Annotated in this window: 22 protein-coding genes; 7 read left to right on the plus strand and 15 right to left on the minus strand. The window is 60.7% G+C overall.

Features of this window, described 5'->3' with window-relative positions; genetic code table 11:
* Position 1 precedes the first annotated feature (1 nt).
* From AC07W0_RS01465 to AC07W0_RS01475, 3 genes are all read left to right on the plus strand, one after another.
* Positions 2-1,267, plus strand: coding sequence for an ABC transporter permease (locus AC07W0_RS01465; RefSeq protein ID WP_026140362.1), 1,266 nt, complete (start codon positions 2-4; stop codon positions 1,265-1,267).
* A gap of 11 nt (positions 1,268-1,278) precedes the next feature.
* Complete coding sequence (locus tag AC07W0_RS01470; RefSeq protein WP_046482555.1) at positions 1,279-1,800, plus strand: DUF3299 domain-containing protein; 522 nt, start codon at positions 1,279-1,281, stop codon at positions 1,798-1,800.
* 94 nt (positions 1,801-1,894) lie between these two features.
* Positions 1,895-2,593, plus strand: a complete 699-nt coding sequence (locus AC07W0_RS01475) for an OmpW/AlkL family protein (RefSeq protein ID WP_046482557.1) — start codon at positions 1,895-1,897, stop codon at positions 2,591-2,593.
* Between the two features lie 136 nt (positions 2,594-2,729).
* Here the strand turns inward: AC07W0_RS01475 and AC07W0_RS01480 are convergent, their stop codons facing one another.
* Positions 2,730-3,614, minus strand: a complete 885-nt coding sequence (locus tag AC07W0_RS01480; RefSeq protein WP_026140363.1) for a sugar nucleotide-binding protein — start codon at positions 3,612-3,614, stop codon at positions 2,730-2,732.
* Between the two features lie 166 nt (positions 3,615-3,780).
* Between AC07W0_RS01480 and AC07W0_RS01485 the strand changes: the two genes are divergently transcribed.
* Complete coding sequence (locus tag AC07W0_RS01485) at positions 3,781-8,028, plus strand: DEAD/DEAH box helicase (protein ID WP_102617003.1); 4,248 nt, start codon at positions 3,781-3,783, stop codon at positions 8,026-8,028.
* 165 nt (positions 8,029-8,193) lie between these two features.
* Here the strand turns inward: AC07W0_RS01485 and AC07W0_RS01490 are convergent, their stop codons facing one another.
* Positions 8,194-9,165: a GlxA family transcriptional regulator gene (locus AC07W0_RS01490; protein ID WP_046482562.1), complete on the minus strand. Its 972-nt coding sequence runs from the start codon at positions 9,163-9,165 to the stop codon at positions 8,194-8,196.
* A 97-nt stretch (positions 9,166-9,262) separates the two neighbouring features.
* Between AC07W0_RS01490 and AC07W0_RS01495 the strand changes: the two genes are divergently transcribed.
* A complete protein-coding gene (locus AC07W0_RS01495) occupies positions 9,263-9,826 on the plus strand; it encodes a cysteine hydrolase family protein (protein ID WP_102617004.1) in 564 nt (187 codons plus the stop codon).
* Positions 9,827-9,847: 21 nt separating this feature from the next.
* Here AC07W0_RS01495 and tam read toward each other — a convergent pair whose 3' ends face one another.
* Positions 9,848-10,609, minus strand: a complete 762-nt coding sequence (tam, locus tag AC07W0_RS01500) for a trans-aconitate 2-methyltransferase (RefSeq protein WP_102617005.1) — start codon at positions 10,607-10,609, stop codon at positions 9,848-9,850.
* Positions 10,610-10,862: 253 nt separating this feature from the next.
* Between tam and AC07W0_RS01505 the strand changes: the two genes are divergently transcribed.
* On the plus strand, positions 10,863-11,687 hold the full coding sequence (locus tag AC07W0_RS01505) for an alpha/beta fold hydrolase (protein WP_017849596.1): 825 nt from the start codon (positions 10,863-10,865) through the stop codon (positions 11,685-11,687).
* Positions 11,688-11,767: 80 nt separating this feature from the next.
* On the opposite strand, the gene AC07W0_RS01510 is transcribed toward AC07W0_RS01505, so the two are convergent.
* Together AC07W0_RS01510 and AC07W0_RS01515 are read right to left on the minus strand one after the other, a co-directional pair.
* Positions 11,768-12,283 (minus strand): single-stranded DNA-binding protein, encoded by a 516-nt coding sequence (locus tag AC07W0_RS01510; protein WP_017849542.1) that lies wholly within the window; start codon positions 12,281-12,283, stop codon positions 11,768-11,770.
* Positions 12,284-12,292: 9 nt separating this feature from the next.
* Entirely contained in the window at positions 12,293-13,687 is a 1,395-nt protein-coding gene (locus AC07W0_RS01515; protein ID WP_017849543.1) for an MFS transporter, read from the minus strand.
* 178 nt (positions 13,688-13,865) lie between these two features.
* Between AC07W0_RS01515 and uvrA the strand changes: the two genes are divergently transcribed.
* Positions 13,866-16,700: an excinuclease ABC subunit UvrA gene (gene uvrA, locus AC07W0_RS01520; protein ID WP_017849544.1), complete on the plus strand. Its 2,835-nt coding sequence runs from the start codon at positions 13,866-13,868 to the stop codon at positions 16,698-16,700.
* 66 nt (positions 16,701-16,766) lie between these two features.
* Here the strand turns inward: uvrA and bfr are convergent, their stop codons facing one another.
* From bfr to rplO, 10 genes are all read right to left on the minus strand, one after another.
* Positions 16,767-17,231 (minus strand): bacterioferritin, encoded by a 465-nt coding sequence (gene bfr, locus AC07W0_RS01525; RefSeq protein WP_017848805.1) that lies wholly within the window; start codon positions 17,229-17,231, stop codon positions 16,767-16,769.
* 155 nt (positions 17,232-17,386) lie between these two features.
* A complete protein-coding gene (locus tag AC07W0_RS01530) occupies positions 17,387-18,835 on the minus strand; it encodes a catalase (protein WP_079444808.1) in 1,449 nt (482 codons plus the stop codon).
* A 239-nt stretch (positions 18,836-19,074) separates the two neighbouring features.
* Positions 19,075-19,461, minus strand: a complete 387-nt coding sequence (gene rplQ / locus AC07W0_RS01535) for a 50S ribosomal protein L17 (RefSeq protein ID WP_003176402.1) — start codon at positions 19,459-19,461, stop codon at positions 19,075-19,077.
* A gap of 41 nt (positions 19,462-19,502) precedes the next feature.
* Positions 19,503-20,504, minus strand: a complete 1,002-nt coding sequence (locus tag AC07W0_RS01540; RefSeq protein ID WP_003176403.1) for a DNA-directed RNA polymerase subunit alpha — start codon at positions 20,502-20,504, stop codon at positions 19,503-19,505.
* Positions 20,505-20,526: 22 nt separating this feature from the next.
* Positions 20,527-21,147: a 30S ribosomal protein S4 gene (gene rpsD, locus AC07W0_RS01545; protein ID WP_003176404.1), complete on the minus strand. Its 621-nt coding sequence runs from the start codon at positions 21,145-21,147 to the stop codon at positions 20,527-20,529.
* 18 nt (positions 21,148-21,165) lie between these two features.
* Entirely contained in the window at positions 21,166-21,555 is a 390-nt protein-coding gene (rpsK, locus tag AC07W0_RS01550; protein WP_002555466.1) for a 30S ribosomal protein S11, read from the minus strand.
* 30 nt (positions 21,556-21,585) lie between these two features.
* Positions 21,586-21,942: a 30S ribosomal protein S13 gene (gene rpsM, locus AC07W0_RS01555; RefSeq protein ID WP_017848803.1), complete on the minus strand. Its 357-nt coding sequence runs from the start codon at positions 21,940-21,942 to the stop codon at positions 21,586-21,588.
* A 129-nt stretch (positions 21,943-22,071) separates the two neighbouring features.
* Entirely contained in the window at positions 22,072-22,188 is a 117-nt protein-coding gene (rpmJ, locus tag AC07W0_RS01560; RefSeq protein WP_002555468.1) for a 50S ribosomal protein L36, read from the minus strand.
* Between the two features lie 27 nt (positions 22,189-22,215).
* Positions 22,216-23,544 (minus strand): preprotein translocase subunit SecY, encoded by a 1,329-nt coding sequence (gene secY / locus AC07W0_RS01565; protein ID WP_003176406.1) that lies wholly within the window; start codon positions 23,542-23,544, stop codon positions 22,216-22,218.
* On the minus strand, positions 23,545-23,982 hold the full coding sequence (gene rplO / locus AC07W0_RS01570) for a 50S ribosomal protein L15 (protein ID WP_003176407.1): 438 nt from the start codon (positions 23,980-23,982) through the stop codon (positions 23,545-23,547).

Consider the following 23,982-nt stretch of genomic DNA (forward strand, 5'->3'; position numbering starts at 1 on the left):
GATGTATCTGTTCCGTCTAGCCATGGCCAGCCTGGCTAACCGCCGCTTTACCGCGATCCTCACCGCCTTCGCCATCGCCCTCTCGGTGTGCCTGCTGCTGGCGGTGGAGCGGGTGCGCGTTGAAGCGCGCAACAGTTTCGCCAGCACCATCAGCGGCACCGACCTGATCGTCGGCGCGCGTTCCGGCTCAGTCAACCTGCTGCTGTATTCGGTGTTCCGTATCGGCAACGCCACCAACAATATCCGTTGGGACAGCTACGAACACTTCGCCGCCAACCCGCAGGTGAAATGGGCGATTCCGATCTCCCTCGGCGACTCCCATCGCGGCTACCGGGTGATGGGCACCAACGAATCCTATTTCGAGCACTACCAGTACGGCCGCAAGCAACACCTCGAACTGGCCAGCGGCCGCGCCTTCGCCACCGATCCGTTCGAAGTGGTACTCGGCGCCGAAGTGGCCGAAGCGCTGCACTACAAGCTCGGCGACCAGTTGGTGCTGGCCCATGGCGTGGCGGTGGTGAGCCTGGTCAAGCACGATGACAAACCGTTCACCGTGGTCGGCATCCTCAAGCGCACCGGCACCCCGGTGGACCGCACACTGCATATCAGCCTCGGCGGCATGGAGGCGATCCATATCGACTGGCACAACGGCGTGCCGGCCCAGGGCAAAGGTCGCATCAGTGCCGATCAGGCACGCAACATGGACCTGACCCCGCAGGCGATCACCGCCTTCATGCTCGGCTTGAACAACAAGATCTCCACCTTCGCCCTGCAACGCGAGATCAATGAATTCCGTGGCGAACCGATGCTGGCGATCCTGCCCGGCGTGGCGCTGCAAGAGCTGTGGAGCATGATGGGCACCGCGGAAAAAGCGCTGTTCGTGATCTCGCTGTTCGTGGTGCTGACCGGTTTGATCGGCATGCTCACCGCGATCCTCACCAGCCTCAACGAGCGCCGTCGCGAAATGGCGATCCTGCGTTCGGTGGGCGCGCGGCCGTGGCATATCGCGACGTTGCTGATCTTCGAAGCCTTTGCCCTGGCGCTGTCCGGTGTGATCGCCGGCGTGGGTCTGCTGTACGTGTGCATCGCCGCTTCACGCGGGTACCTGCAGGCCAACTACGGCCTGGACCTGCCGATGGCCTGGCCCAGCGAGTATGAATGGAGCTTGCTCGCCGGTATCCTCGCGGCGGCGCTGTTGATGGGCAGCGTGCCGGCGTGGCGGGCCTATCGACAATCCTTGGCCGATGGCCTGTCCATACGTTTATGAGGAAGGCTTCGATGCGTCGTGCCCTGTTTGCCCTGTTGTTGCTGCTGGCCGCGCCCGCCTGGGCGGAGGATCAGCCCAAGGATTTGTCCTGGCAGGAGATGATCCCGGCGGACGCGCCGCCGGAAATCCCCAATATGAAACCGCTGCACGACCTGTCGAAAATGGCCGATGCGTTGTCGGTGGAGGCCGCGCCAGCGGCCAAGCAGGACTTGCCCAACGCACCGGTGGTGCCAAGCCTCGATGGCCGGCATATCCGCCTGCCGGGCTACATCGTGCCGCTGGAAGTCAGTGAAGAAGGCCGTACCACCGAGTTCCTGTTGGTGCCGTATTTCGGCGCGTGCATTCACGTACCGCCGCCGCCGTCGAACCAGATCGTGCATGTGAAAAGCGAAGTCGGCGTGAAGCTCGACGAGCTGTATCAGCCGTATTGGATCGAGGGCGTGATGCAGGTCAAACCGTCCTCCAGTGAGTTGGCCGACGCCGGCTATCAGATGGATGCCGAGAAGATTTACGTCTACGAATTGCCGGAATAGCGCTTATCACCCATTCATTGAGCTGCGTCAAAAGACCGAACGGAACGATCTTTACCATTGGATGTACAACCTTTAAACGTCCTCTGGAGCTCCCATGAACAATAAGTCTCTGCTCGGCGCGTCACTCTTCGCGCTCGCCCTCGCCGCCCCCGTTGCCCACGCTCACGAGGCCGGTGACATTCTGGTTCGCGCAGGTGCAATCACCGTGAACCCGAATACCGACAGCGGCAGCGTCAAAGTTGACCAGGGCCCATTGGCCGGCACGAACCTGGGCGGCAAAGCGACCTTGAGCAGCGACACGCAACTGGGTTTGAACTTCGCCTACATGTTCACCAGCCACTGGGGTATCGAACTGCTGGCGGCCACACCGTTCTCGCATGACGTGAAGCTCAAGAATACCGGCTTGAGCCCAGCCAACGGTAAACTCGGCTCCCTGAAACAACTGCCGCCAACCCTGAGCGTCGTGTACTACCCGCTGGACAGCAAATCGGCGTTCCAACCGTATGTGGGTGCTGGTATCAACTACACCTGGATCTATGACGAGAGCGTCAGCGGCAGCGCGAAACAAAACGGTTTCAGCAACTTCAAGGCCGAAAACTCCTGGGGCTGGGCCGCGCAGATCGGCGCCGACTACATGATCAACGACAAGTGGATGATCAACGCCCAGGCGCGCTACATCGACATCAACACCAAGGCCACAGTGAACTACAACAACGTGCCTGGCACTCGCGCCAAGGTCAATGTTGACGTTGATCCATTCGTTTACATGGTTGGTATCGGCTACAAGTTCTAAGCGATATTTAACAAACACCGCAAAACCAATGTGGGAGGGGGCTTGCCCCCGATAGCGCGGCGTCAGTCAACAGATTCATTGACTGAGCCACCGCTATCGGGGGCAAGCACCCTCCCACATTTTGCTTTGGGGTGTTTCAGCTACGGCGGTAGAACCGATCCAGCAACGCCGGCAACCCCGCTCGCCACGCCCGCGGCTTGATGCCGAAGGTGTGGAGGATTTTCTTGCAGGCCAGCACCGCGTGTTGCGGTTCTTCACCGGCATCCGGCCGAGCCGCATGGGCCTGGGCGGTGGGGGCTTCGATCACCAGCGCACGGAAACTGCGCGCTTCGGTGAGGATCGCCTGGCCCAGCGCCAACGGCGTGGTCGCCTCGTGACCGGCGTAGTGATAAGTGCCCCACAGCGGTGCCGCGCAATCGAGTTGCTTGAGCACGGAGATGATCACCCGTGCCGCATCGTCCACCGGCGTCGGGTTGCCGCGACGGTCGTCCGCCATCAGCAGTTCTTCAGTCTGCTCGGCCCGCGCCAGGAAACGCCCGAGGGTGCCGTCGACACTGTCATCCAGCAGCCAGCCAAAGCGCAGCAACACATGCTGCGGGCAGGTGGCGCGCACGCTCTGTTCGATACGCCACAACGCCTGGCCGCGCAGGCCCAGGGGCACCGGCTCGTCCTTTTCGCTGTAGGCAGTGGCGCGGGAGCCATCGAACACGCGGTAGCTGGACGGTTGCAGCAAGGTGATGCTGTGGTGCTGACACAGTTCGGCCAGGCGTTCGATCGCCGACTCCTGGGCGGCCAGACGGCTTTCGCTGACCGTTTCGGCCTGGAACCAATCGAAATAGTAGGCGAGGTTGATCAACGCATCGGGACGGGTGTCGTCGAGCAATTGGGTAAGGCTCGCGGCATCCCAGCCGTCTTGGGGCGGTTTGGGGGCGAGGAAACCGATGTCTTCCTCTGCACCGAGGCGAATCAGCGCCTGCCCGAGGGCATTCCCGCCGCCCAACAACATAAGGCGCATTCGCATAGATTGAGCTGGCCCGGTCTGTTTGGAACGATGGTTAGTATCGACAGGCGTTTGAGCCTTGCCGTGGGTATTTGCCAGAATCGTTGCATTTTGCGGGTTTGTAGCGCAACCGTCACGGACAAAGTGCGGGCTTGCAACTTGGCCCGGGCGGTTGCATATAGGGATCATGAACCTTCCTGAAACAACCGATACGGTCTTGAACGGCTTTCACCCCGCCGTCAGCGCCTGGTTCCGCAGCACCTTCCCCTCGGTGACCCACGCCCAGGCCCAGGCGTGGCCGCTGATCCGCCAGCGCCGCTCGACGCTGATCGCCGCGCCCACCGGCTCCGGCAAGACGCTGACGGCCTTCCTCGCGGTGCTCGATGACCTGGTTCATCAAGGCCTGGCCAACGGCGGGCAACTGCCGGATGAAACCCAGGTGGTGTATGTGTCGCCGCTCAAGGCGCTGTCCAACGACATCCAGATCAACCTGCAAACCCCGCTGACCGGGATCACCGCGCATTTACAGCAGTTGGGCCTACCACCGCTGGCGATCCGCACCGCCGTGCGTACCGGCGACACGCCGCAAAAAGACCGCGTGCTGATGCGCAAGCGTGCGCCACATATCCTGGTGACCACGCCGGAATCGCTCTACGTGCTGCTGGGCTCGGACTCCGGCCGGCAGATGCTCGCCAGCACGCGCACGGTGATCGTCGATGAGATCCATGCGATCGCGGCGAGCAAACGCGGCAGTCACCTGGCCCTGAGCCTCGAACGCCTGCAAGGCTTGTGCGCCGAGCCGTTGATACGCATCGGTCTGTCGGCCACGCAAAAACCCATCGAGGCGGTGTCGCGTTTTCTGGTGGGCACGGCACGTCCGTGCGCGATCGTCGACATCGGCCATGCGCGCCCGCGTGACCTGGATATCGAAGTGCCGCCGGTGCCGCTGTCAGCGGTAATGGCCAACGACGTGTGGGAATTGGTCTACGACCGCCTCGCCGCCCTCGCCCGCGAACACCGCACCACGCTGATTTTCGTCAACACCCGGCGCCTGGCCGAACGCCTGGCGCGGCATTTGAGCGAGCGCCTGGGCAAGTCCGCCGTGGCCGCGCACCACGGCAGCCTGGCCAAGGAGTTGCGCCTGGACGCCGAACAACGGCTCAAGGCCGGCGCGCTGCAAGTGCTGATCGCCACCGCATCCCTGGAGTTGGGGATCGATATCGGCGAGGTCGACCTGGTGTGCCAGATCGGCTCGCCCGGGTCCATCAATGGGTTTCTGCAAAGAGTCGGCCGCTCCGGGCACCAGGTCGGCGGCACGCCCAAGGGGCGCCTGTTCGCTACCACCCGCGATGACCTGATCGAATGCGCCGCCCTGCTCGACTGCGTGCGCCGGGGCGAGTTGGACACCTTGCACATCCCGGTCGCGCCGCTGGACGTGCTGGCCCAGCAAATCGTCGCCGAAGTCAGCGCACGGGAATGGCCGGAGCAGGCGCTGCTCGAACTTATCCACCGCGCCGCGCCCTATGCCAAGCTGGATGAACGCCATTACCAGGCGCTGGTGCAGATGCTCTGCGACGGCTACAACGGCCGCCAGGGCATCCGCAGCGCCTACCTGCACCGCGACGCCGTGACCGGCACCCTGCGCGGCCGTCGGGGCGCCAGGCTGACCGCCGTGACCAGCGGCGGCACCATCCCCGACAACGCCGACTACAGCGTGTTGCTTGAGCCTCAGGGCCTGAACATCGGCAGCGTCAACGAAGACTTCGCGGTGGAAAGTATCGCCGGGGATGTCTTCCAGCTCGGTAATACGTCCTACCGGATCTTGCGGGTCGAAGCCGGCAAGGTGCGGGTCGAGGACGCCCATGGCCAGCCGCCGACCATCCCGTTCTGGCTCGGCGAAGCGCCGGGGCGCAGCCGCGAACTGTCGGCGGCGGTCGCGCGTTTGCAGGGCCAGTTGGACGAACTGCTCGGCGCTACGCCCGGCGATCTGCACCCCACCCTCGCCTGGCTCACCGACACCCTGGGCCTGAACCGCGCCAGCGCCGAGCAGATCGTGGATTACCTGGCCCGCGCGCGCCTGGCGCTCAGCGCGTTGCCGTCCCAGGACACGCTGATCATGGAGCGGTTTTTCGACGAATCCGGCGGCACCCAACTGATCATCCACACGCCGTTCGGCAGCCGCATCAACCGCGCCTGGGGCCTGGCGCTGCGCAAGCGTTTCTGCCGCACCTTCAACTTCGAACTGCAAGCGGCGGCCAGCGAGAATGCGATCGTGCTGTCGCTGTCCACCAGCCACAGTTTCGCGCTGGATGAGGTGTGGCGTTATCTCAACAGCCAGACCGCCGAGCACCTGCTGATCCAGGCCGTACTCGACGCGCCGTTGTTCGGCGTGCGCTGGCGCTGGAACGCCGGGGTGGCCCTGGCGTTGCCGCGTTTTACCGGCGGGCGCAAGGTGGCGCCGCAGATCCAGCGGATGAAAAGCGAAGACCTGATCGCCAGCGTGTTTCCCGACCAGATCGCGTGCCTGGAAAACCTCGCCGGCGAGCGCGAAGTACCCGACCACCCGCTGGTCGAACAAACCCTGGATGACTGCCTGCACGAAGCGATGGACAGCGACGGCTGGCTGGCCCTGTTGCGGCGCATCGAGCGCGGCGAGGTACGCCTGATCAGCCGCGACCTGCCGGCGCCCTCGCCCATGGCCGCGGAAATTCTCAGCGCGCGGCCCTACACCTTTCTCGACGACGCGCCGCTGGAAGAACGCCGCACCCAGGCCGTGCTCAACCGGCGCTGGAGCGACCCGCAGAGCACCGACGACCTTGGCGCGCTGGACGCCGACGCCATCGCCGGCGTGCGCGAAGAGGCCTGGCCGGCGCCCCATGGCCTGGATGAAATGCATGAAGCGTTGATGAGCCTGGCGTGCATCGTCGACAGCGAGGTTACGCCGCAATGGCGGCAGTGGTTGCAAACGCTGGCCAAGGGCGGACGCGCCTGTCATCTGCCCCAAGGCCAGTGGGTGGCGGTGGAACGCCTGAGTTGCTTGCGGGCGATTTACCCCAACGACCTGCCGCTGTTGCCCGGCTTCGATGAGCCCTGGACCTTCGATGACGCGCTGGTGGAAGTACTGCGCGCGCGCCTCGGGGGGTTCGGCCCGCTGAGCCTGATCGAAATCGCCGCGCCCCTTGGGCTGCCGGTGACCGACATCGCCCAGGCCCTGGCCCGCCTGGAGCAGGAAGGCTATGTGTTGCGCGGGCGTTTCAGCCCCGGCGCCCGCGAGGAGCAATGGTGCGAACGGCACCTGCTGGCGCGGATTCATCGCTACACGGTCAAGCGCCTGCGCCGGGAAATCGAGCCGGTGGCGTTGCAGGACTTCATGCGCTTTCTGTTCGATTGGCAGCACCTGTCCGACGGTACGCGTGGCCAGGGCAGCGCGATGTTGCCGCAGATCGTCGCCCAGTTCGAAGGCTACGCGGCGGCCACCTCGGCCTGGGACAGTGACTTGCTCAGCGCGCGGCTCAAGGATTACACATCAACCTGGCTCGACGACCTGTGCCGCAGCGGCAAGCTGGTGTGGACACGCCTGAGCAACAAGCCCGGCGCCACCGCCCTGCGCAGCACGCCCGTGGTGCTGCTGCCGCGCAGCCAGGTGCCGCTGTGGAGCGGGCTGACCGAACAAACCGACAGCACGACGTTGTCGCCCAAGGCGCAGAAAGTCCAGCAGACCCTGCGCGAACACGGCGCGTTGTTTTTCGATGAGCTGGCCCACGAAGCCCATCTGCTGCGCAGCGAGCTGGAAACGGCGCTGCAGGAACTGGTCGGCGCCGGCCTGGTGAACGCCGACAGCTTTGCCGGGCTGCGTGCGCTGACCACGCCCGCGAGTAAACGCCAGGCGCGCAGCAGCCGGCGCGGGCGCGGTGCATTTGTCGGCGGCATGGACGATGCCGGGCGCTGGGCGCTGATCCGGCGCCCGTCGACCGCCGCCGGCCCGCACTCGGCCGAAACCCTGGAGCATGTGGCGATGACCTTGCTGCGCCGCTACGGCGTGGTGTTCTGGCGACTGCTGGAGCGCGAGGCGGATTGGCTGCCAAGCTGGCGCGAATTGCTGCGCACCTTTCACCGCCTGGAGGCACGCGGGGAGATTCGCGGCGGGCGGTTCGTCAGCGGGTTGGCGGGCGAACAGTTCGCCTTGCCGGAAGCGATCCCGCTGCTGCGTGAGGTGCGGCGGCGGGCCCATGATGGAAGCCTGATCGCGGTGTGCGGGGCTGATCCGCTGAACCTGGTGGGCACGCTATTGCCGGGCAGCAAAGTGCCGGCGGTGAGTGGTAACCGGATTGTGTATCGCGATGGGTTGCCGGCGGCGGTGAGGGTGGCTGGCAAGCAACAGATACTGCTGGATGTGGATCAGCAGGCGGTGCAGGAGAGGCTGATCAGGCATTGAGTCAGGGTGACTTTGAAGGCCTCATCGGGGGCAAGCCCCCTCCCACACGTTGATCTGTGAACACAATCAAATGTGGGAGGGGGCTTGCCCCCGATGAGGCCAGAACATCATCAGGCCTATAGGAAGCTGACGAGGCGAGCGCGGGCGGTGACGACGAAACATTCTTCACACACCAAACCGGCTGCGATACTCGCTGGGGGCCAGGCCGGTGATTTTCTTGAAGGTGGCGCGAAACGCGCTGGGGTCCTGATAGCCCACGGTCCAGGCGATATGGTCGATGGTGCCGTTGGTGAACTCGAGCATTTGCCGGGCTTTGCCCACTCGCAGGTGCTGGCAGTATTCGGTGGGTTTCAAACCCGTCGCGCCGCGAAAGCGCCGCAGGAACGTGCGTTCTTCGAGGCCGGCCTCCTGCGCCATCGCCGCCACCGAGACATCCACCGCGCCACTGGCTTGCAACCAGTGCTGCACTTTCAGGATCGCGCCGTCGCCATGCCCGAGAATCGGCGCAAAGTTACTGCCGCACTGGCTGGCGCTGTCGCTGTGTTCGATCACCAGAAAGCGCGCCGTGTCCGCCGCAACGCTCGGCCCCATGAGGCGGTCGACCAGGCGCAGGCCCAGTTCGGACCACGCCATCAGCCCGGCGGTGGTGATCAGGTCGCCGTCATCGACGATCGGCTTATCCGCTTCCAGACGCACCGCGGGGTAATGCTCTGCGAACGTACTGGCGGAAGACCAATGGGTGGTGGCGCTGCGCCCGTCCAGCAAACCACTGCGCGCCAGCATGATCGAGCCGATGCACACGCCACCGAGCACGGTGCCCGCCGCGTGTTGTTGGCGTAGCCATTGCAACAACGCGGGTGGCGTCTGTTGCTCGGTGAATTCGCCAATCGACGGTGGCACCAGCACGGCCATCAGCGGTTGGCCGGGGCCGGGATGGCTGGCGAATACGCGCGCGGGCGTACCATCTGCCGCCACCTGCCAATGGCTGACCCGCAGCAGCGGCAATTGCGCGGATTGGTGCGCGGCGGCGATCCGGTTGGCCACCCCGAACAGATCGGTCAGGCCATGCACCGCCGCCAGTTGCGCGCCCTGATAGATCAACACACCCAACTCGATGATCGAGCGTTCCACGGCCATTGTCAGTTTTCCCCCTGCTATTGTCGGTGCAGCCAATCCCCGGTCGGTGCGCCAGCTAAGATACTGGCGCCCATCAACCCATCACGAGGCAACACACATGGCCAAGCAAGCGCTCATCCTAATCGATATCCAGAATGACTACTTCCCCCACGGCAAGTGGCCACTCGACGGCGTGGAAGCCGCGGCAGACAAGGCCGCGCAGGCGCTGCAGGCATTTCGCCAGGCGGGCGATGCGGTGATTCATGTGCGCCATGAGTTCACCTCGGAAGATGCACCGTTCTTCACCCCAGACTCCGAAGGCGCGCATCTGCACCCCAAGGTGCTGAACGAAGGCAGTGAGCCGGTGGTGCTTAAACATTTCGTAAATGCGTTTCGCGAAACCCAACTGCGCACGGTGCTGGAACAACGCAGCATCACTGACCTGGTGGTGGTCGGCAGCATGAGCCATATGTGCATCGACGCCGTGGTACGGGCGGCGGCGGACCTCGGTTACAAGGTCACCGTGCTCCATGACGCCTGCGCCACGCGGGATCAGGAGTTCAACGGGCAAGTGATTCCGGCGGCGCAGGTGCATGGGGCGTATATGGCATCGTTGGCATTTGGGTATGCGAGCGTGGTGTCGACGCAGGAATACTTGCAGGCGCAAGCGGCGGCGGCCTGACCGCCACATGCGGGCGTGGGGCTAGCGGGTTGCGATAATGAACAGGCGCGGGAAAGGCAGCAGCACGGTGCCATCAGCCAGGGCCGGATAAGCCTGGGTAATTCGCGCCTGATAGTCCTGCAGGAAAGCGGCTTTTTCGTCGTCACTCAACGGTGCGAGGAACGGCCGCAATGCCGAGGCCTTGAACCACTCCACCACAGCCGCGTGATCCGCCAGCGGGTGCAGGTAGGTGGTGCGCCACACATCGACGGCGCTGCAGTGTTTGCTCAGCAGTTCGTAGTAATAGCTCGCCGTGTGCCGTTCATTGTGTTTGACCGCGCCGATCCTGGCGGACCATGGGCCATCGGCGGCGACTTCACGCGCCAGCCGATGGGCGGGCTCGTCGAGGTTGTCCGGGGTTTGCACCGCCAGGGTTCCGCCGAGGGTCAACTGGCTGACCAGATGCGGGTAGAGCGTGGCGTGGTCCGGCAGCCATTGCAGGGAAGCATTCGCCAGGATCACATCGAACGGTTGCGCCGGGCTCCAGGCGCCGATATCCGCCCGTTCGAAGTTCAGCGTCGGCAGGCGCTTGCGGGCGTCGGCCAGCATGTCGTCGGAGCTGTCCATGCCGGTGACGCGAGCCTGCGGAAAACGCTCGGCCAACACTTGCGTGGAATTACCGGGGCCGCAGCCCAGGTCGACGGCGGTTTGCACCGCGGTATTGGGAATGGCCGCGACCAGATCACGGACGGGGCGTGTGCGCTGTTGTTCGAACAGCGTGTATTGCTTGGCGGACCAGGTCATCGCGGCGTTCCTTGTGTTTAAAGGTTGGCCACAGCCTAAATCGTGTGAGCCATGAGAACAAACGCCAGGGATCACCTCACCATCGGAAGATGCCTGCACACCCTGCGCAGCGTGCGCAAACCCGAACTAAGATTAGGTTAGACCTGCACGAGCCAAATCCTCTGCGAATCGTTAATACCAATGCCAGCGTAGTGTCCACGGACGGCTTTCTGGTCTCCACCGCCAAGTCTGTTCACGTCAATGGAGCTACGCCATGACTTATCTGACAACTCGCGAAGGCAACGAGCTTTATTATAAAGACTGGGGCAGCGGCCAGCCTGTTATGTTCTGCCACGGCTGGCCACTGAACAGCGACAGCTGGGAATCGCAAATGCTGCATTTCGCCAACAACGGTTTTCGCGCCATCGCGCATGACCGCCGCGGGCATGGCCGCTCAAGCCAGCCGTGGGGCGGCAATGACATGGACCACTACGCGGACGACCTGGCGGAACTGATCGAGCACCTGGATCTGACCAACGTGATCCTCTTCGGTTTCTCCACCGGAGGCGGTGAAGTTGCACGCTATATCGCTCGCCATGGCACTTCGCGCGTGGCCAAGGCCGGCTTGATCTGCGCGGTAACGCCGCTGATGCTGAGAACCCCCAGCAACCCCCAAGGGACACCGATCGAAGTTTTTGACGGGATGCGTGCCGACTCCATCGCCAACCGTTCGCAGCTCTACCTCGATCTGGCCAGCGGCCCTTTCTATGGATTCAACCGGGTAGGCGTCGAACCCTCGCAAGGCTTGATCAATTCATTCTGGATGCAGGGTGTAATGGGAGGGCACAAAAATACTTTTGACAGCATCAAGGCATTTTCGGAGACAGACTTTCGAGCGGACTTGAGGCGTTTCAGTATTCCCACCCTCATCATTCATGGTGATGACGATCAAATCGTGCCGATCCAATCTTCGGCACTGGAAAGCAAGCGCCTAATCCCGCATGCCCAGTTGCTGGTCTATACGGGCGCTCCGCATGGGTTGACCGACACGCACAAGCAACGAGCCAATGAAGATATGTTGCGTTTCGCAATGCTCTAGGCTGGGTACTGTACATAAACCGCACGACCTTCAAGGTCGTGCGGTTCTTTTAGTATGTAACTGTTTTGCTGCGGTATGCGCTAGAACGGAATATCGTCATCAAAGCTATCAAAATCTGCAGCCGGTTGCGGAGCGGCCTGCTGTGGCGCTGGGCGCGACTCACGCTGTGGTTGCTGGCTTGGCTGCGGACGCGACTGCTGTGGACGCGGTGCCGAGTTGGACATGCCGCCCTGGCCCTGTTGGTCGCCCTGTGGACGGCCGCCGAGCAGTTGCATGGTGCCTTGCATGTCGACCACGATTTCAGTGGTGTAACGCTTGATGCCGTCTTTTTCCCACTCGCGGGTCTGCAGTTTGCCTTCGATGTAGACCTGCGAACCTTTGCGCAGGTATTCACCGGCGATCTCTGCCACTTTGCCGAACATCGACACACGGTGCCATTCGGTTTTCTCGACCTTCTGGCCGGTCTGCTTGTCGGTCCACTGTTCGCTGGTCGCCAGACTCAGGTTGGTCACGGCGTTACCGTTAGGCAAGTAGCGAACTTCGGGATCCTGGCCGCATGTACCGACCAATATGACTTTGTTAACCCCACGGGCCATAACGTTCTCCTAAGCTGGGCGCGCTGTCGGCACTGGGTTGACCAGTTGCTCGAGCGTCGCGCGATCCAATAATTCGGTGTCCAATTTGATGTAGATGGCGGCTTCTTCAGCAATAACCACAGCATCGGTAACCCCTGTAACGGCCTTAAGACGCTCGGCCAAGCCAGCTTCGCGTATCGCTTCAGGCGATAACGGCAAGCGCAGACTCGTCACATAGGGAGGTTCGCGCATGGTAACAGCAAAGGCTAGCCAGAGGGCAGCCAGACCTGCGCATCCGAGGAACACAACCGACAAACCGCCGTGCTGGAACATCCAGCCACCCATGATGCCGCCCAGTGCAGAGCCCAGGAACTGGCTGGTGGAATACACCCCCATCGCCGTGCCCTTGCCGCCGGCCGGTGAAACTTTACTGATCAGCGAAGGCAGCGAAGCCTCCAGCAGGTTGAACGCGGTGAAGAACACCACCGTACCGATTACCAGCGCCCGCAGGCTGTCGCCGAACTGCCAGAAGAATAGCTCAGTGAGCATCAGCGTCACGACGGCGCCGAGTAAAACTCGTTTCATTTTGCGTTTCTTCTCGCCATAGATGATGAACGGGATCATGGCGAAGAATGAAATCAGCAGCGCGGTCAGATAGACCCACCAGTGCTGTTCCTTGGGCAGCCCGGCTTTTTCCACCAGGGCCAGGGGCAAGGCAACGAAGCTGCTCATCAGCATCGCGTGCAATACAAAGATACCTAAATCCAGGCGCAGCAGGTCCGGGTGTTTGAGGGTCGGCAGCAGCGCCTGGCGCGCGACGCCGGATTCACGGTGCTGCAGAGTGCCGGTGGAACGCGGCACCATGAAGGCCACGATCACGATACCGAACAACGCCATGCCGCCGGTGGCCAGGAACAGCCCGTGCAAACCGAAGGCGCGGGTCAGCAACGGGCCGACCACCATCGCGACGGCGAACGACAGGCCGATGGTCATGCCGATCATGGCCATGGCCTTGGTGCGGTGTTGTTCGCGGGTCAGGTCCGACAGCAAGGCCATGACCGCTGCGGAAATCGCGCCAGCGCCCTGTAGGACACGCCCGGCGATCACGCCCCAGATCGAATCGGACTGGGCCGCGAGTACGCTGCCGAGGGCAAACACGATCAACCCGAGGTAGATCACCGGGCGGCGGCCAATGCGGTCGGAAATGATCCCGAACGGAATCTGGAAAATCGCCTGGGTCAGGCCATAAGCGCCAATGGCCAGGCCGATCAGGGCGGGGGTCGCGCCTGCGAGATCCATCCCGTAGGTCGCCAGCACCGGCAACACCATGAACATGCCAAGCATACGGAAGGCGAACACCAGGGCCAGACCGCTTGCTGCTCGGGTCTCGCCGCTACTCATGCGTTCGCTGTGGGGATCGTGCATGGAAAAACCTCGTGTGAACCGGCGGCGATTCTACCAGTCCCATCGATTGAGAGGGTATATGCGGCGGTTTGCCGCGCAGGTTTCATGTAAGGCTGCACCTGGCACCTTGACAGTGTATATTCATCCAGTCTTTAGCCGTATACTCCGGCATTATTTACGCCCGCCGTGCGAGGCCATCTTGGACAAGATCCTGATTCGTGGGGCTAGAACCCACAACCTGAAGAACATCGACCTGACCCTGCCCCGGGACAAACTGATCGTCATCACCGGTTTGTCCGGGTCCGGCAAATCGTCGCTGGCGTTCGACACGCTGTACGCCGAAGGCCAGCGGCGCTATGTCGAGTCGCTGTCGGCCTATGCCCGCCAGTTTCTGTCGATGATGGAAAAACCCGACGTCGACACCATCGAAGGCCTGTCGCCGGCAATTTCCATCGAGCAGAAGTCGACTTCCCACAACCCGCGCTCCACCGTGGGCACCATCACCGAGATCTACGACTACCTGCGCCTGCTGTATGCGCGCGTCGGTATCCCGCGCTGCCCGGACCACGACATCCCGCTGGAAGCCCAGACCGTCAGCCAGATGGTCGACCTGGTGCTGGCCCAGCCGGAAGGCGCCAAGCTGATGCTGCTGGCGCCGGTGATTCGCGAGCGCAAGGGTGAACACCTTTCAGTGTTTGAAGAACTGCGTGCGCAAGGTTTCGTGCGTGCGCGGATCAACGGCAAGCTGTACGAGCTGGACGAAGCGCCGAAGCTCGACAAGCAGAAGAAGCACTCGATCGATGTCGTGGTCGACCGCTTCAAAGTCCGCGCCGACTTGCAGCAGCGCCTGGCGGAGTCCTTCGAGACAGCCCTGAAGCTGGCGGACGGTATCGCCCTGGTCGCGCCGATGGACGACGAACCGGGCGAAGAGATCATCTTCTCCGCACGCTTTGCCTGCCCGATCTGTGGCCACGCCATCAGCGAGCTGGAACCCAAGCTGTTTTCCTTCAACAACCCGGCCGGCGCGTGCCCGACCTGCGATGGCCTGGGCGTGAAGCAGTTCTTCGACATCAAGCGCCTGGTCAATGGCGAGCTGACGCTGGCGGAAGGCGCGATACGCGGCTGGGACAGGCGTAACGTCTATTACTTCCAGATGCTCGGCTCATTGGCCTCGCACTATAAGTTCAGCCTGGAAGTACCGTTCAACCAACTGCCGGCGGATCAGCAGAAGGTCATTCTCAACGGCAGCGGCTCGCAGAACGTCGACTTCAAATACCTCAACGACCGTGGCGATATCGTCAAACGCTCGCATCCGTTCGAAGGCATCGTGCCCAACCTCGAACGCCGCTACCGCGAGACCGAGTCGGCGAGCGTGCGGGAAGAACTGGCCAAGTTCCTCAGCACCCAGCCCTGCCCGGATTGCCGAGGCACCCGCCTGCGCCGTGAGGCGCGGCACGTATGGGTTGGCGAGAAGACCCTGCCGGCGGTGACCAACCTGCCGATTGGCGACGCCTGTGAATATTTCGGCGTACTCAAGCTGACCGGACGCCGTGGGGAGATTGCCGACAAGATCCTCAAGGAGATTCGCGAGCGCCTGCAGTTCCTGGTCAACGTCGGCCTGGATTACCTGTCGCTGGACCGTAGCGCCGATACCTTGTCGGGCGGTGAAGCCCAGCGCATCCGCCTGGCCAGCCAGATCGGCGCCGGCCTGGTGGGCGTGTTGTATATCCTTGATGAGCCGTCGATTGGCTTGCACCAGCGCGATAACGATCGCCTCCTGGGCACGCTGAAACACCTGCGGGACATCGGCAACACGGTGATCGTGGTCGAGCACGACGAAGACGCGATTCGCCTGGCCGATTATGTGGTCGATATCGGCCCGGGGGCCGGCGTGCATGGTGGGCATATCGTCGCCCAAGGCACGCCTGCCGAGGTGATGGCTCATCCAGACTCGCTGACCGGCAAGTACCTGTCCGGGCGCGTGAGGATTGAAGTGCCGTCCAAGCGCACGCCACGCAACAAGAAGATGGCGTTGCACCTCAAGGGCGCGCGCGGCAACAACCTGCGCAATGTCGACCTGGAAATTCCGCTGGGTCTGTTGACCTGCGTGACGGGTGTTTCCGGCTCGGGCAAGTCGACGCTGATCAACAACACGCTGTTCCCCTTGAGCGCCACCGCCCTGAACGGCGCGACCACGCTGGAAGCGGCTGCGCATGACAGCATCAAGGGCCTGGAGCTCCTCGACAAAGTGGTCGATATCGACCAGAGCCCGATTGGCCGTACTCCCCGCTCCAACCCGGCGACCTATACCGGGCTGTTCACGCCCATTCGCGAGTTGTTCGCCGGCGTGCCGGAATCCCGCTCGCGGGGCTACGGGCCGGGCCGGTTCTCGTTCAACGTCAAGGGAGGGCGCTGCGAAGCGTGCCAGGGCGATGGCTTGATCAAGGTGGAGATGCACTTCCTGCCGGACATCTACGTGCCGTGCGATGTGTGCAAGAGCAAGCGCTACAACCGCGAAACCCTTGAGATCAAATACAAGGGCAAGAACATCCACGAAACCCTGGAGATGACCATCGAGGAAGCGCGGGTGTTCTTCGACGCGGTTCCGGCGTTGGCGCGCAAGCTGCAGACGCTGATGGATGTGGGCTTGTCGTACATCAAGCTGGGGCAATCGGCGACCACGCTGTCCGGTGGTGAAGCGCAACGGGTCAAGCTGTCTCGCGAGCTGTCCAAGCGCGACACCGGTAAAACCCTGTATATCCTCGATGAGCCGACCACGGGCCTGCACTTCGCGGACATTCAGCAATTGCTGGATGTGTTGCACCGTCTGCGTGACCACGGCAACACCGTGGTGGTGATCGAGCACAACCTGGATGTGATCAAGACCGCCGACTGGCTGGTCGACCTCGGGCCGGAAGGCGGTTCCAAGGGCGGTCAGATCATCGCGGTAGGTACGCCGGAGCAGGTCTCCGAGATGCCGCAATCGCACACGGGTTACTACTTGAAACCGTTGCTCGCGCGCGACCGGGCCTGATTTATCCGGCCCAATAAAAAGCCCCTGTCACTTCAACGGTGACAGGGGCTTTTTTACAGCCGGGAATCAGAACTGCGATTGCAGGTAATTCTCCAGGCCGACCAGCTTGATCAGGCCCAGCTGCTTTTCCAGCCAGTAGGTGTGATCTTCTTCGGTGTCGGCCAACTGCACGCGCAGAATTTCACGGGTGACATAGTCGTTGTGCTGCTCGCACAGCTCGATGCCCTTGCACAGCGCGGCACGGACCTTGTTCTCGAGGCGCAGGTCAGCGGCGAGCATCTCAGGCACCGTTGTGCCTACGTCCAAGTCGTCGGGACGCATGCGTGGCGTGCCTTCGAGCATCAGGATACGGCGCATCAGTGCGTCGGCGTGCTGGGTCTCTTCTTCCATCTCGTGGTTGATACGCTCGTAGAGCTCGGTAAAGCCCCAGTCTTCGTACATACGCGAATGGATGAAATATTGGTCACGAGCCGCGAGTTCGCCCGTCAGCAACGTGTTGAGGTAATCGATTACGTCGGGGTGACCTTGCATCGCCCTACATCTCCCTGCTTGAAAGTCTTTAGTTTGAACCATGCTGACCCATAGGTCACGGAGCCAACGGCTGAAAAGTGAAGATTTCCTGAGAAAAGCAGCTGAATTAACGCAAAAACCGCCCAAATGAGGGCGGTTCTGCTTATCGTTTAGAGTCAGTTAATCGATACACCCAGCGCCTTTGCGATTGCTTCTCCATAAGCCGGATCGGCTTTGAAGAAGTGCTGCAACTGACGCTGGACCACATCACTGGAAACCCCCGCCATGGCGCCTGCGATGTTGCCGGTGAGCAAGGCTTTCTGCTCATCGTTCATCAGGCGGAACAGCGCACCGGCGTGGCTGTAATAGTCGGTGTCTTCGCGGTGATCGTAACGATCCGCGGCACCGCTCAGGGCCAATGCGGGCTCGGCGTACTGTGGCGCTTGTTTCGGCGCGTCGGCGTAGCTGTTTGGCTCATAGTTGGGCGCCGCACCACCGTTGCTGCCGAAGGCCATCGAGCCATCACGCTGGTAGCTGTTGACCGGGCTACGCGGGGCATTCACCGGCAGTTGCTGGTGGTTGGTGCCGATACGGTAGCGGTGGGCATCTGCGTAAGCGAAGACGCGACCTTGCAGCATGCGGTCCGGCGACAGGCCAACACCCGGGACCATGTTGCTCGGGCCGAACGCCGCTTGTTCCACTTCGGCGAAGTAGTTCTGCGGATTACGGTTGAGCTCCAGTTCACCGACTTCGATCAGCGGGAACTCCTTCTGCGACCAGGTTTTGGTCACGTCAAAGGGGTTCTCGTAATGTGCGTTGGCCTGGGCCTCGGTCATGATCTGAATGCAGACGCGCCATTTCGGGAAATCCCCGCGCTCGATCGCACCAAACAGATCGCGCTGTGCGTAATCAGGGTCGGTACCGGCCAAACGTGCCGCCTCGGCCGGTGCCAGGTTCTTGATGCCTTGCTTGGTCTTGTAGTGCCACTTCACCCAGTGCCGCTCGCCCTTGGCGTTGATCAAGCTGTAGGTGTGGCTACCGAAGCCGTGCATGTGGCGGTAACCGTCAGGGATACCACGGTCCGAAAACAGGATGGTGACCTGGTGCAGCGCCTCCGGGGAGTGCGACCAGAAATCCCACATCATCTGCGCGCTTTTCAGATTGCTTTGCGGCAGGCGTTTTTGAGTGTGGATGAAATCAGGGAACTTGAGTGGGTCGCGGATGAAGAACACCGGGGTGTTGTTACCGACGATGTCCCAGTTGCCTTCTTCGGTGTAGAACTTCAAGGCAAAGCCACGAGGGTCGCGCTCGGTATCCGCCGAACCACGTTCGCCACCAACCGTGGAGAAACGCAGAAAGGTCGGCGTTTGTTTACCAACGGCCTCGAACAGCTTGGCGCTGGTGTACTGAGTAATGTCCCGGGTGACGGTGAACGTGCCGTAAGCACCCGAACCTTTGGCGTGTACGCGACGCTCAGGGATGTTTTCGCGGTTGAAGTGAGCGAGCTTCTCGATCAGGTGAAAATCATCGAGCAACAACGGGCCACGCGGGCCGGCGGAACGGGAGTTCTGGTTATCCGCCACGGGAGCGCCGCTGGCGGTGGTAAGAATTTTGTTCTGGCTCATGTTCAATCTTCCTCAGGTCGGACTTGGAACTGCCGGCTAATCGGCTTGCAGTGAGTATTGATCATCAACATGACGTCTACAAATTCATTAAATTGTGGACATCAATAGAAAATTACTACCAATACACCCGACGCCCATAATGCCGCGGCCAGATCGATGCACGCTTGTATCCATGGCGCTTTTCTTACGCGCACAAAAAACCGGGCGCTAGGCCCGGTTCTTCGTTACAGACTGTCGTCTTACTCGGCGCTTACAGCTTCGCCGGCAGTAGCACGATCAACCAACTCGACATACGCCATAGGCGCGTTGTCGCCAGCGCGGAAACCGCACTTGAGGATGCGCAGGTAGCCACCCTCACGGGTAGCGTAACGCTTGCCCAGGTCGTTGAAGAGCTTACCAACGATAGCTTTCGAACGAGTACGGTCGAAGGCCAGACGGCGGTTAGCCAGGCTGTCTGTCTTAGCCAAAGTGATCAGCGGCTCAGCAACGCGACGCAGTTCTTTAGCTTTCGGCAGTGTAGTTTTGATCAGCTCGTGCTCGAACAGCGACACCGCCATGTTTTGGAACATGGCCTTACGGTGCGAGCTGGTACGGCTCAGGTGACGTCCACTTTTACGATGACGCATGGTTCATTCCTTACCAAACTCACGTTCGGTGATTACGACGATCAGGCAGTCGCCTTGTCGTCCTTCTTAAGACTTGCAGGCGGCCAGTTGTCGAGGCGCATGCCGAGGGACAGACCGCGGGAGGCCAGAACGTCCTTGATTTCAGTCAAGGATTTCTTGCCCAGGTTCGGAGTCTTCAACAGTTCTACTTCGGTACGCTGAATCAGGTCGCCGATGTAGTAAATGTTTTCCGCCTTAAGGCAGTTAGCCGAACGTACAGTCAGTTCCAGATCGTCAACCGGGCGAAGCAGGATCGGATCGATCTCGTCTTCCTGCTCGATTACCACTGGTTCGCTGTCGCCTTTGAGGTCGACGAACGCAGCCAACTGCTGTTGCAGAATGGTTGCAGCACGACGGATAGCCTCTTCAGGGTCCAGAGTACCGTTGGTTTCCAGATCAATAACCAGCTTGTCCAGGTTAGTACGCTGCTCGACACGGGCGTTTTCCACCACGTATGCGATGCGGCGAACCGGGCTGAACGAAGAGTCAAGCTGCAAGCGACCAATGCTGCGGCTTTCATCTTCATCGCTCTGACGCGAGTCGGCCGGTTCATAACCACGACCACGAGCTACAGTGAGCTTCATGTTCAGGGCGCCGTTAGACGCCAGGTTAGCGATTACGTGATCGGGGTTAACGATCTCGACATCATGATCCAGCTGAATATCGGCAGCGGTAACCACCCCCGAACCCTTCTTCGACAAGGTCAGCGTAACTTCGTCACGGCCGTGCAGCTTGATAGCCAGACCTTTAAGGTTCAACAGGATTTCAATTACGTCTTCCTGTACACCTTCGATGGCGCTGTACTCGTGGAGCACACCGTCAATCTCGGCCTCGACTACTGCACAGCCGGGCATTGAGGACAACAGGATGCGGCGCAGCGCGTTGCCCAGGGTGTGGCCAAAACCACGCTCGAGAGGCTCGAGTGTGATTTTGGCGCGGGTTGGACTGACAACCTGCACATCAATGTGGCGGGGTGTCAGGAACTCATTTACCGAAATCTGCATGGATGCACCTATTTTCTAGCCCTTACTTGGAGTAGAGCTCGACAATCAGGCTTTCGTTGATGTCGGCGGACAGATCACTGCGAGCTGGAACGTTCTTGAAAACGCCCGACTTCTTCTCAGTGTCTACTTCTACCCATTCTACGCGGCCACGTTGGGCACACAGATCGAGAGCTTGGACAATGCGAAGTTGGTTTTTTGCTTTCTCGCGAACAGCGACCACGTCACCAGCACGAACCTGGTAGGACGGAACGTTTACGGTCTGGCCGTTAACGCTGATCGACTTGTGCGATACCAGCTGACGGGATTCGGCACGAGTAGAACCAAAGCCCATACGGTATACAACGTTGTCCAGACGGCATTCGAGCAGTTGCAGCAGGTTTTCACCGGTTGCACCTTTCTTGCCAGCAGCTTCTTTGTAGTAGCCGCTGAACTGACGCTCGAGAACGCCGTAGATACGACGGACCTTCTGCTTTTCACGCAGTTGGGTGCCGTAATCGGACTGGCGACCGCGGCGTTGGCCGTGGATACCAGGTGCTGCTTCAATGTTGCACTTCGATTCGATCGCGCGCACGCCGCTCTTCAGGAAGAGATCGGTGCCTTCGCGACGAGCGAGTTTGCATTTTGGACCAATGTAACGAGCCATTCTTTACAATCTCCTGGATTACACGCGGCGCTTCTTCGGCGGACGGCACCCGTTGTGCGGGATTGGCGTCACGTCGGTGATGCTGGCGATCTTATAGCCACAGCCGTTCAAAGCACGGACAGCGGACTCACGACCTGGACCTGGACCTTTGACGTTAACGTCGAGGTTTTTCAGGCCGTATTCCAGCGCAGCTTGACCAGCACGTTCAGCAGCTACTTGAGCAGCGAACGGGGTGGACTTGCGGGAACCGCGGAAACCCGAACCACCGGAGGTAGCCCAAGAAAGCGCGTTACCTTGACGGTCGGTGATGGTCACGATGGTGTTGTTAAAAGAAGCATGGATGTGGGCGATGCCATCAACCACTGTCTTTTTAACTTTTTTACGAGGACGAGCAGCAGGTTTTGCCATGATAATTTTCCTGTCGATTCGCGGGGGCGATTACTTGCGGATCGGCTTACGCGGACCTTTACGGGTACGCGCGTTAGTCTTGGTACGCTGACCGCGTACTGGAAGACCACGACGATGACGCAGACCGCGATAGCAACCGAGGTCCATCAAACGCTTGATTTTCATGTTGATTTCGCGACGCAGGTCACCTTCAGTGGTGAACTTCGCCACTTCGCCACGCAGCAATTCAACCTGCTCGTCGCTCAGATCCTTGATCTTAGCGGCTGGGTTTACCCCAGCGACCGCGCAAATTTTCTGCGCAGTAGTGCGACCAACACCATAGATGTAGGTCAGCGAGATAACAGTGTGCTTGTTATCTGGAATGTTAACGCCTGCAATACGGGCCATTCAGTGGGACTCCAATTGACAGCTACCTACGCCCCGGAAGCCAAGAAATAGGGCGCGAGATAATATCGCTGTAATAACAAATAATCAACCCGGCAGCGCACTAGCTGCCGGGCTTCAAGCGGATCACACTCAGCCTTGGCGCTGTTTGTGACGCGGTTCCGCGCTGCAAATTACTCGAACAACACCTTCGCGGCGAATAATCTTGCAGTTACGGCACAGCTTTTTCACCGATGCACGAACTTTCATCACCAACTCCTCGAACCTTATGGGTACTCAGCGCAACATGCCGCTGCCGTAACCCTTCAGGTTGGCTTTCTTCATCAGGGATTCGTACTGGTGCGAAACGAGGTGCGATTGTACTTGGGACATGAAGTCCATCACAACCACGACCACGATCAGCAACGAGGTCCCGCCAAGGTAGAACGGAACGTTTGCTGCAACCACCAGGAACTGGGGCAACAAGCACACGGCCGTCATATAAAGAGCACCGAACAGGGTCAAACGAGTCAGAACGCCATCAATGTAGCGTGCAGACTGCTCACCTGGACGGATGCCCGGAATAAAGGCACCGGACTTCTTCAGGTTTTCCGCTACGTCTTTCGGATTGAACATCAACGCCGTATAGAAGAAGCAGAAGAAAATAATCCCTGCACTAAACAGCAGAATATTCAACGGCTGACCAGGAGCGATCGACTGAGAGAGGTCCTGCAGCCAGCCCATGTTTTCAGACTGACCAAACCAGGTACCCAACGAAGCCGGAAACAGCAAGATGCTGCTCGCGAAAATCGCCGGAATAACACCGGCCATATTCACTTTCAGCGGCAAGTGGCTGGTCTGCGCGGCAAAGACCTTGCGGCCCTGCTGACGCTTGGCGTAGTGAACAGCAATACGACGCTGGCCACGCTCAATGAACACCACAAAACCGATAATCGCTACTGCCAGCAAACCGATGGCAACCAGGGCGAAAATGTTGATATCACCCTGACGTGCAGACTCGAAAGACTGCCCGATCGCTCTCGGAAGACCGGCGACGATACCTGCGAAAATCAACATCGAGATACCGTTACCAACACCACGCTCAGTAATCTGCTCACCCAGCCACATCATGAACATCGCACCAGCCACAAACGTGGATACCGCGACGAAATGGAAGCCAAAGTCACCAGTGAACGCAACACCCTGCCCCGCCAGGCCAACGGACATGCCGATAGCTTGAACCAGGGCGAGGATGACAGTGCCGTAGCGGGTGTACTGGCTAATCTTGCGACGGCCAGCTTCACCTTCCTTCTTCAACTGCTCCAGCTGCGGGCTGACGGCGGTCATCAGTTGCATGATGATCGATGCCGAAATGTACGGCATGATCCCCAGTGCAAAGATGCTCATCCGTTCCAGCGCGCCGCCGGAAAACATGTTGAACAAGCTAAGAATGGTCCCCTCATTCTGTCGAAACAGGTCTGCGAGTCGGTCCGGGTTGATACCTGGAACCGGGATGTGTGCGCCTATTCGGTAGACGATAATCGCCAGGAACAGAAAACGCAGACGAGCCCAAAGTTCAGACATACCGCCTTTGCCGAGCGCTGAGAGAGCACCTTGCTTAGCCATTTATTCCTCGAACTTGCCGCCAGCTGCTTCGATAGCCGAACGCGCACCTTTGGTGGCGCCGATTCCCTTGCCGATAGTGACAGCGCGAGTCACTTCACCGGACAGCATGATTTTCACACGCTGTACGTTGACGTTGATCACGTTGGCATCTTTCAGGGTCTGCACAGTAACGATGTCGCCTTCCACTTTAGCCAGCTCGGACAGACGCACTTCTGCGCGGTCCATGGCTTTCAGGGATACGAAACCGAACTTAGGCAGGCGACGATGCAGCGGCTGTTGACCGCCTTCAAAGCCTGGAGCAATGGTGCCACCGGAGCGGGAGGTTTGACCTTTGTGGCCACGGCCACCAGTCTTACCCAAACCGCTACCGATACCACGGCCCGGACGATGCTTTTCGCGACGGGAACCCGGCGCTGGACTCAGATCATTGAGTTTCAT

This window comes from Pseudomonas sp. GW704-F2 (assembly GCF_059423025.1).

Coding starts and splice junctions, on each gene's coding strand:
- AC07W0_RS01465 (WP_026140362.1), top strand. CDS start 2: ATGTATCTGTTCCGTCTAGCCATGGCCAGCCTGGCTAACCGCCGCTTT.
- AC07W0_RS01470 (WP_046482555.1), top strand. CDS start 1,279: ATGCGTCGTGCCCTGTTTGCCCTGTTGTTGCTGCTGGCCGCGCCCGCC.
- AC07W0_RS01475 (WP_046482557.1), top strand. CDS start 1,895: ATGAACAATAAGTCTCTGCTCGGCGCGTCACTCTTCGCGCTCGCCCTC.
- AC07W0_RS01480 (WP_026140363.1), bottom strand. CDS start 3,614: ATGCGAATGCGCCTTATGTTGTTGGGCGGCGGGAATGCCCTCGGGCAG.
- AC07W0_RS01485 (WP_102617003.1), top strand. CDS start 3,781: ATGAACCTTCCTGAAACAACCGATACGGTCTTGAACGGCTTTCACCCC.
- AC07W0_RS01490 (WP_046482562.1), bottom strand. CDS start 9,165: ATGGCCGTGGAACGCTCGATCATCGAGTTGGGTGTGTTGATCTATCAG.
- AC07W0_RS01495 (WP_102617004.1), top strand. CDS start 9,263: ATGGCCAAGCAAGCGCTCATCCTAATCGATATCCAGAATGACTACTTC.
- tam (WP_102617005.1), bottom strand. CDS start 10,609: ATGACCTGGTCCGCCAAGCAATACACGCTGTTCGAACAACAGCGCACA.
- AC07W0_RS01505 (WP_017849596.1), top strand. CDS start 10,863: ATGACTTATCTGACAACTCGCGAAGGCAACGAGCTTTATTATAAAGAC.
- AC07W0_RS01510 (WP_017849542.1), bottom strand. CDS start 12,283: ATGGCCCGTGGGGTTAACAAAGTCATATTGGTCGGTACATGCGGCCAG.
- AC07W0_RS01515 (WP_017849543.1), bottom strand. CDS start 13,687: ATGCACGATCCCCACAGCGAACGCATGAGTAGCGGCGAGACCCGAGCA.
- bfr (WP_017848805.1), bottom strand. CDS start 17,231: ATGCAAGGTCACCCCGACGTAATCGATTACCTCAACACGTTGCTGACG.
- AC07W0_RS01530 (WP_079444808.1), bottom strand. CDS start 18,835: ATGAGCCAGAACAAAATTCTTACCACCGCCAGCGGCGCTCCCGTGGCG.
- rplQ (WP_003176402.1), bottom strand. CDS start 19,461: ATGCGTCATCGTAAAAGTGGACGTCACCTGAGCCGTACCAGCTCGCAC.
- AC07W0_RS01540 (WP_003176403.1), bottom strand. CDS start 20,504: ATGCAGATTTCGGTAAATGAGTTCCTGACACCCCGCCACATTGATGTG.
- rpsD (WP_003176404.1), bottom strand. CDS start 21,147: ATGGCTCGTTACATTGGTCCAAAATGCAAACTCGCTCGTCGCGAAGGC.
- rpsK (WP_002555466.1), bottom strand. CDS start 21,555: ATGGCAAAACCTGCTGCTCGTCCTCGTAAAAAAGTTAAAAAGACAGTG.
- rpsM (WP_017848803.1), bottom strand. CDS start 21,942: ATGGCCCGTATTGCAGGCGTTAACATTCCAGATAACAAGCACACTGTT.
- rpmJ (WP_002555468.1), bottom strand. CDS start 22,188: ATGAAAGTTCGTGCATCGGTGAAAAAGCTGTGCCGTAACTGCAAGATT.
- secY (WP_003176406.1), bottom strand. CDS start 23,544: ATGGCTAAGCAAGGTGCTCTCTCAGCGCTCGGCAAAGGCGGTATGTCT.
- rplO (WP_003176407.1), bottom strand. CDS start 23,982: ATGAAACTCAATGATCTGAGTCCAGCGCCGGGTTCCCGTCGCGAAAAG.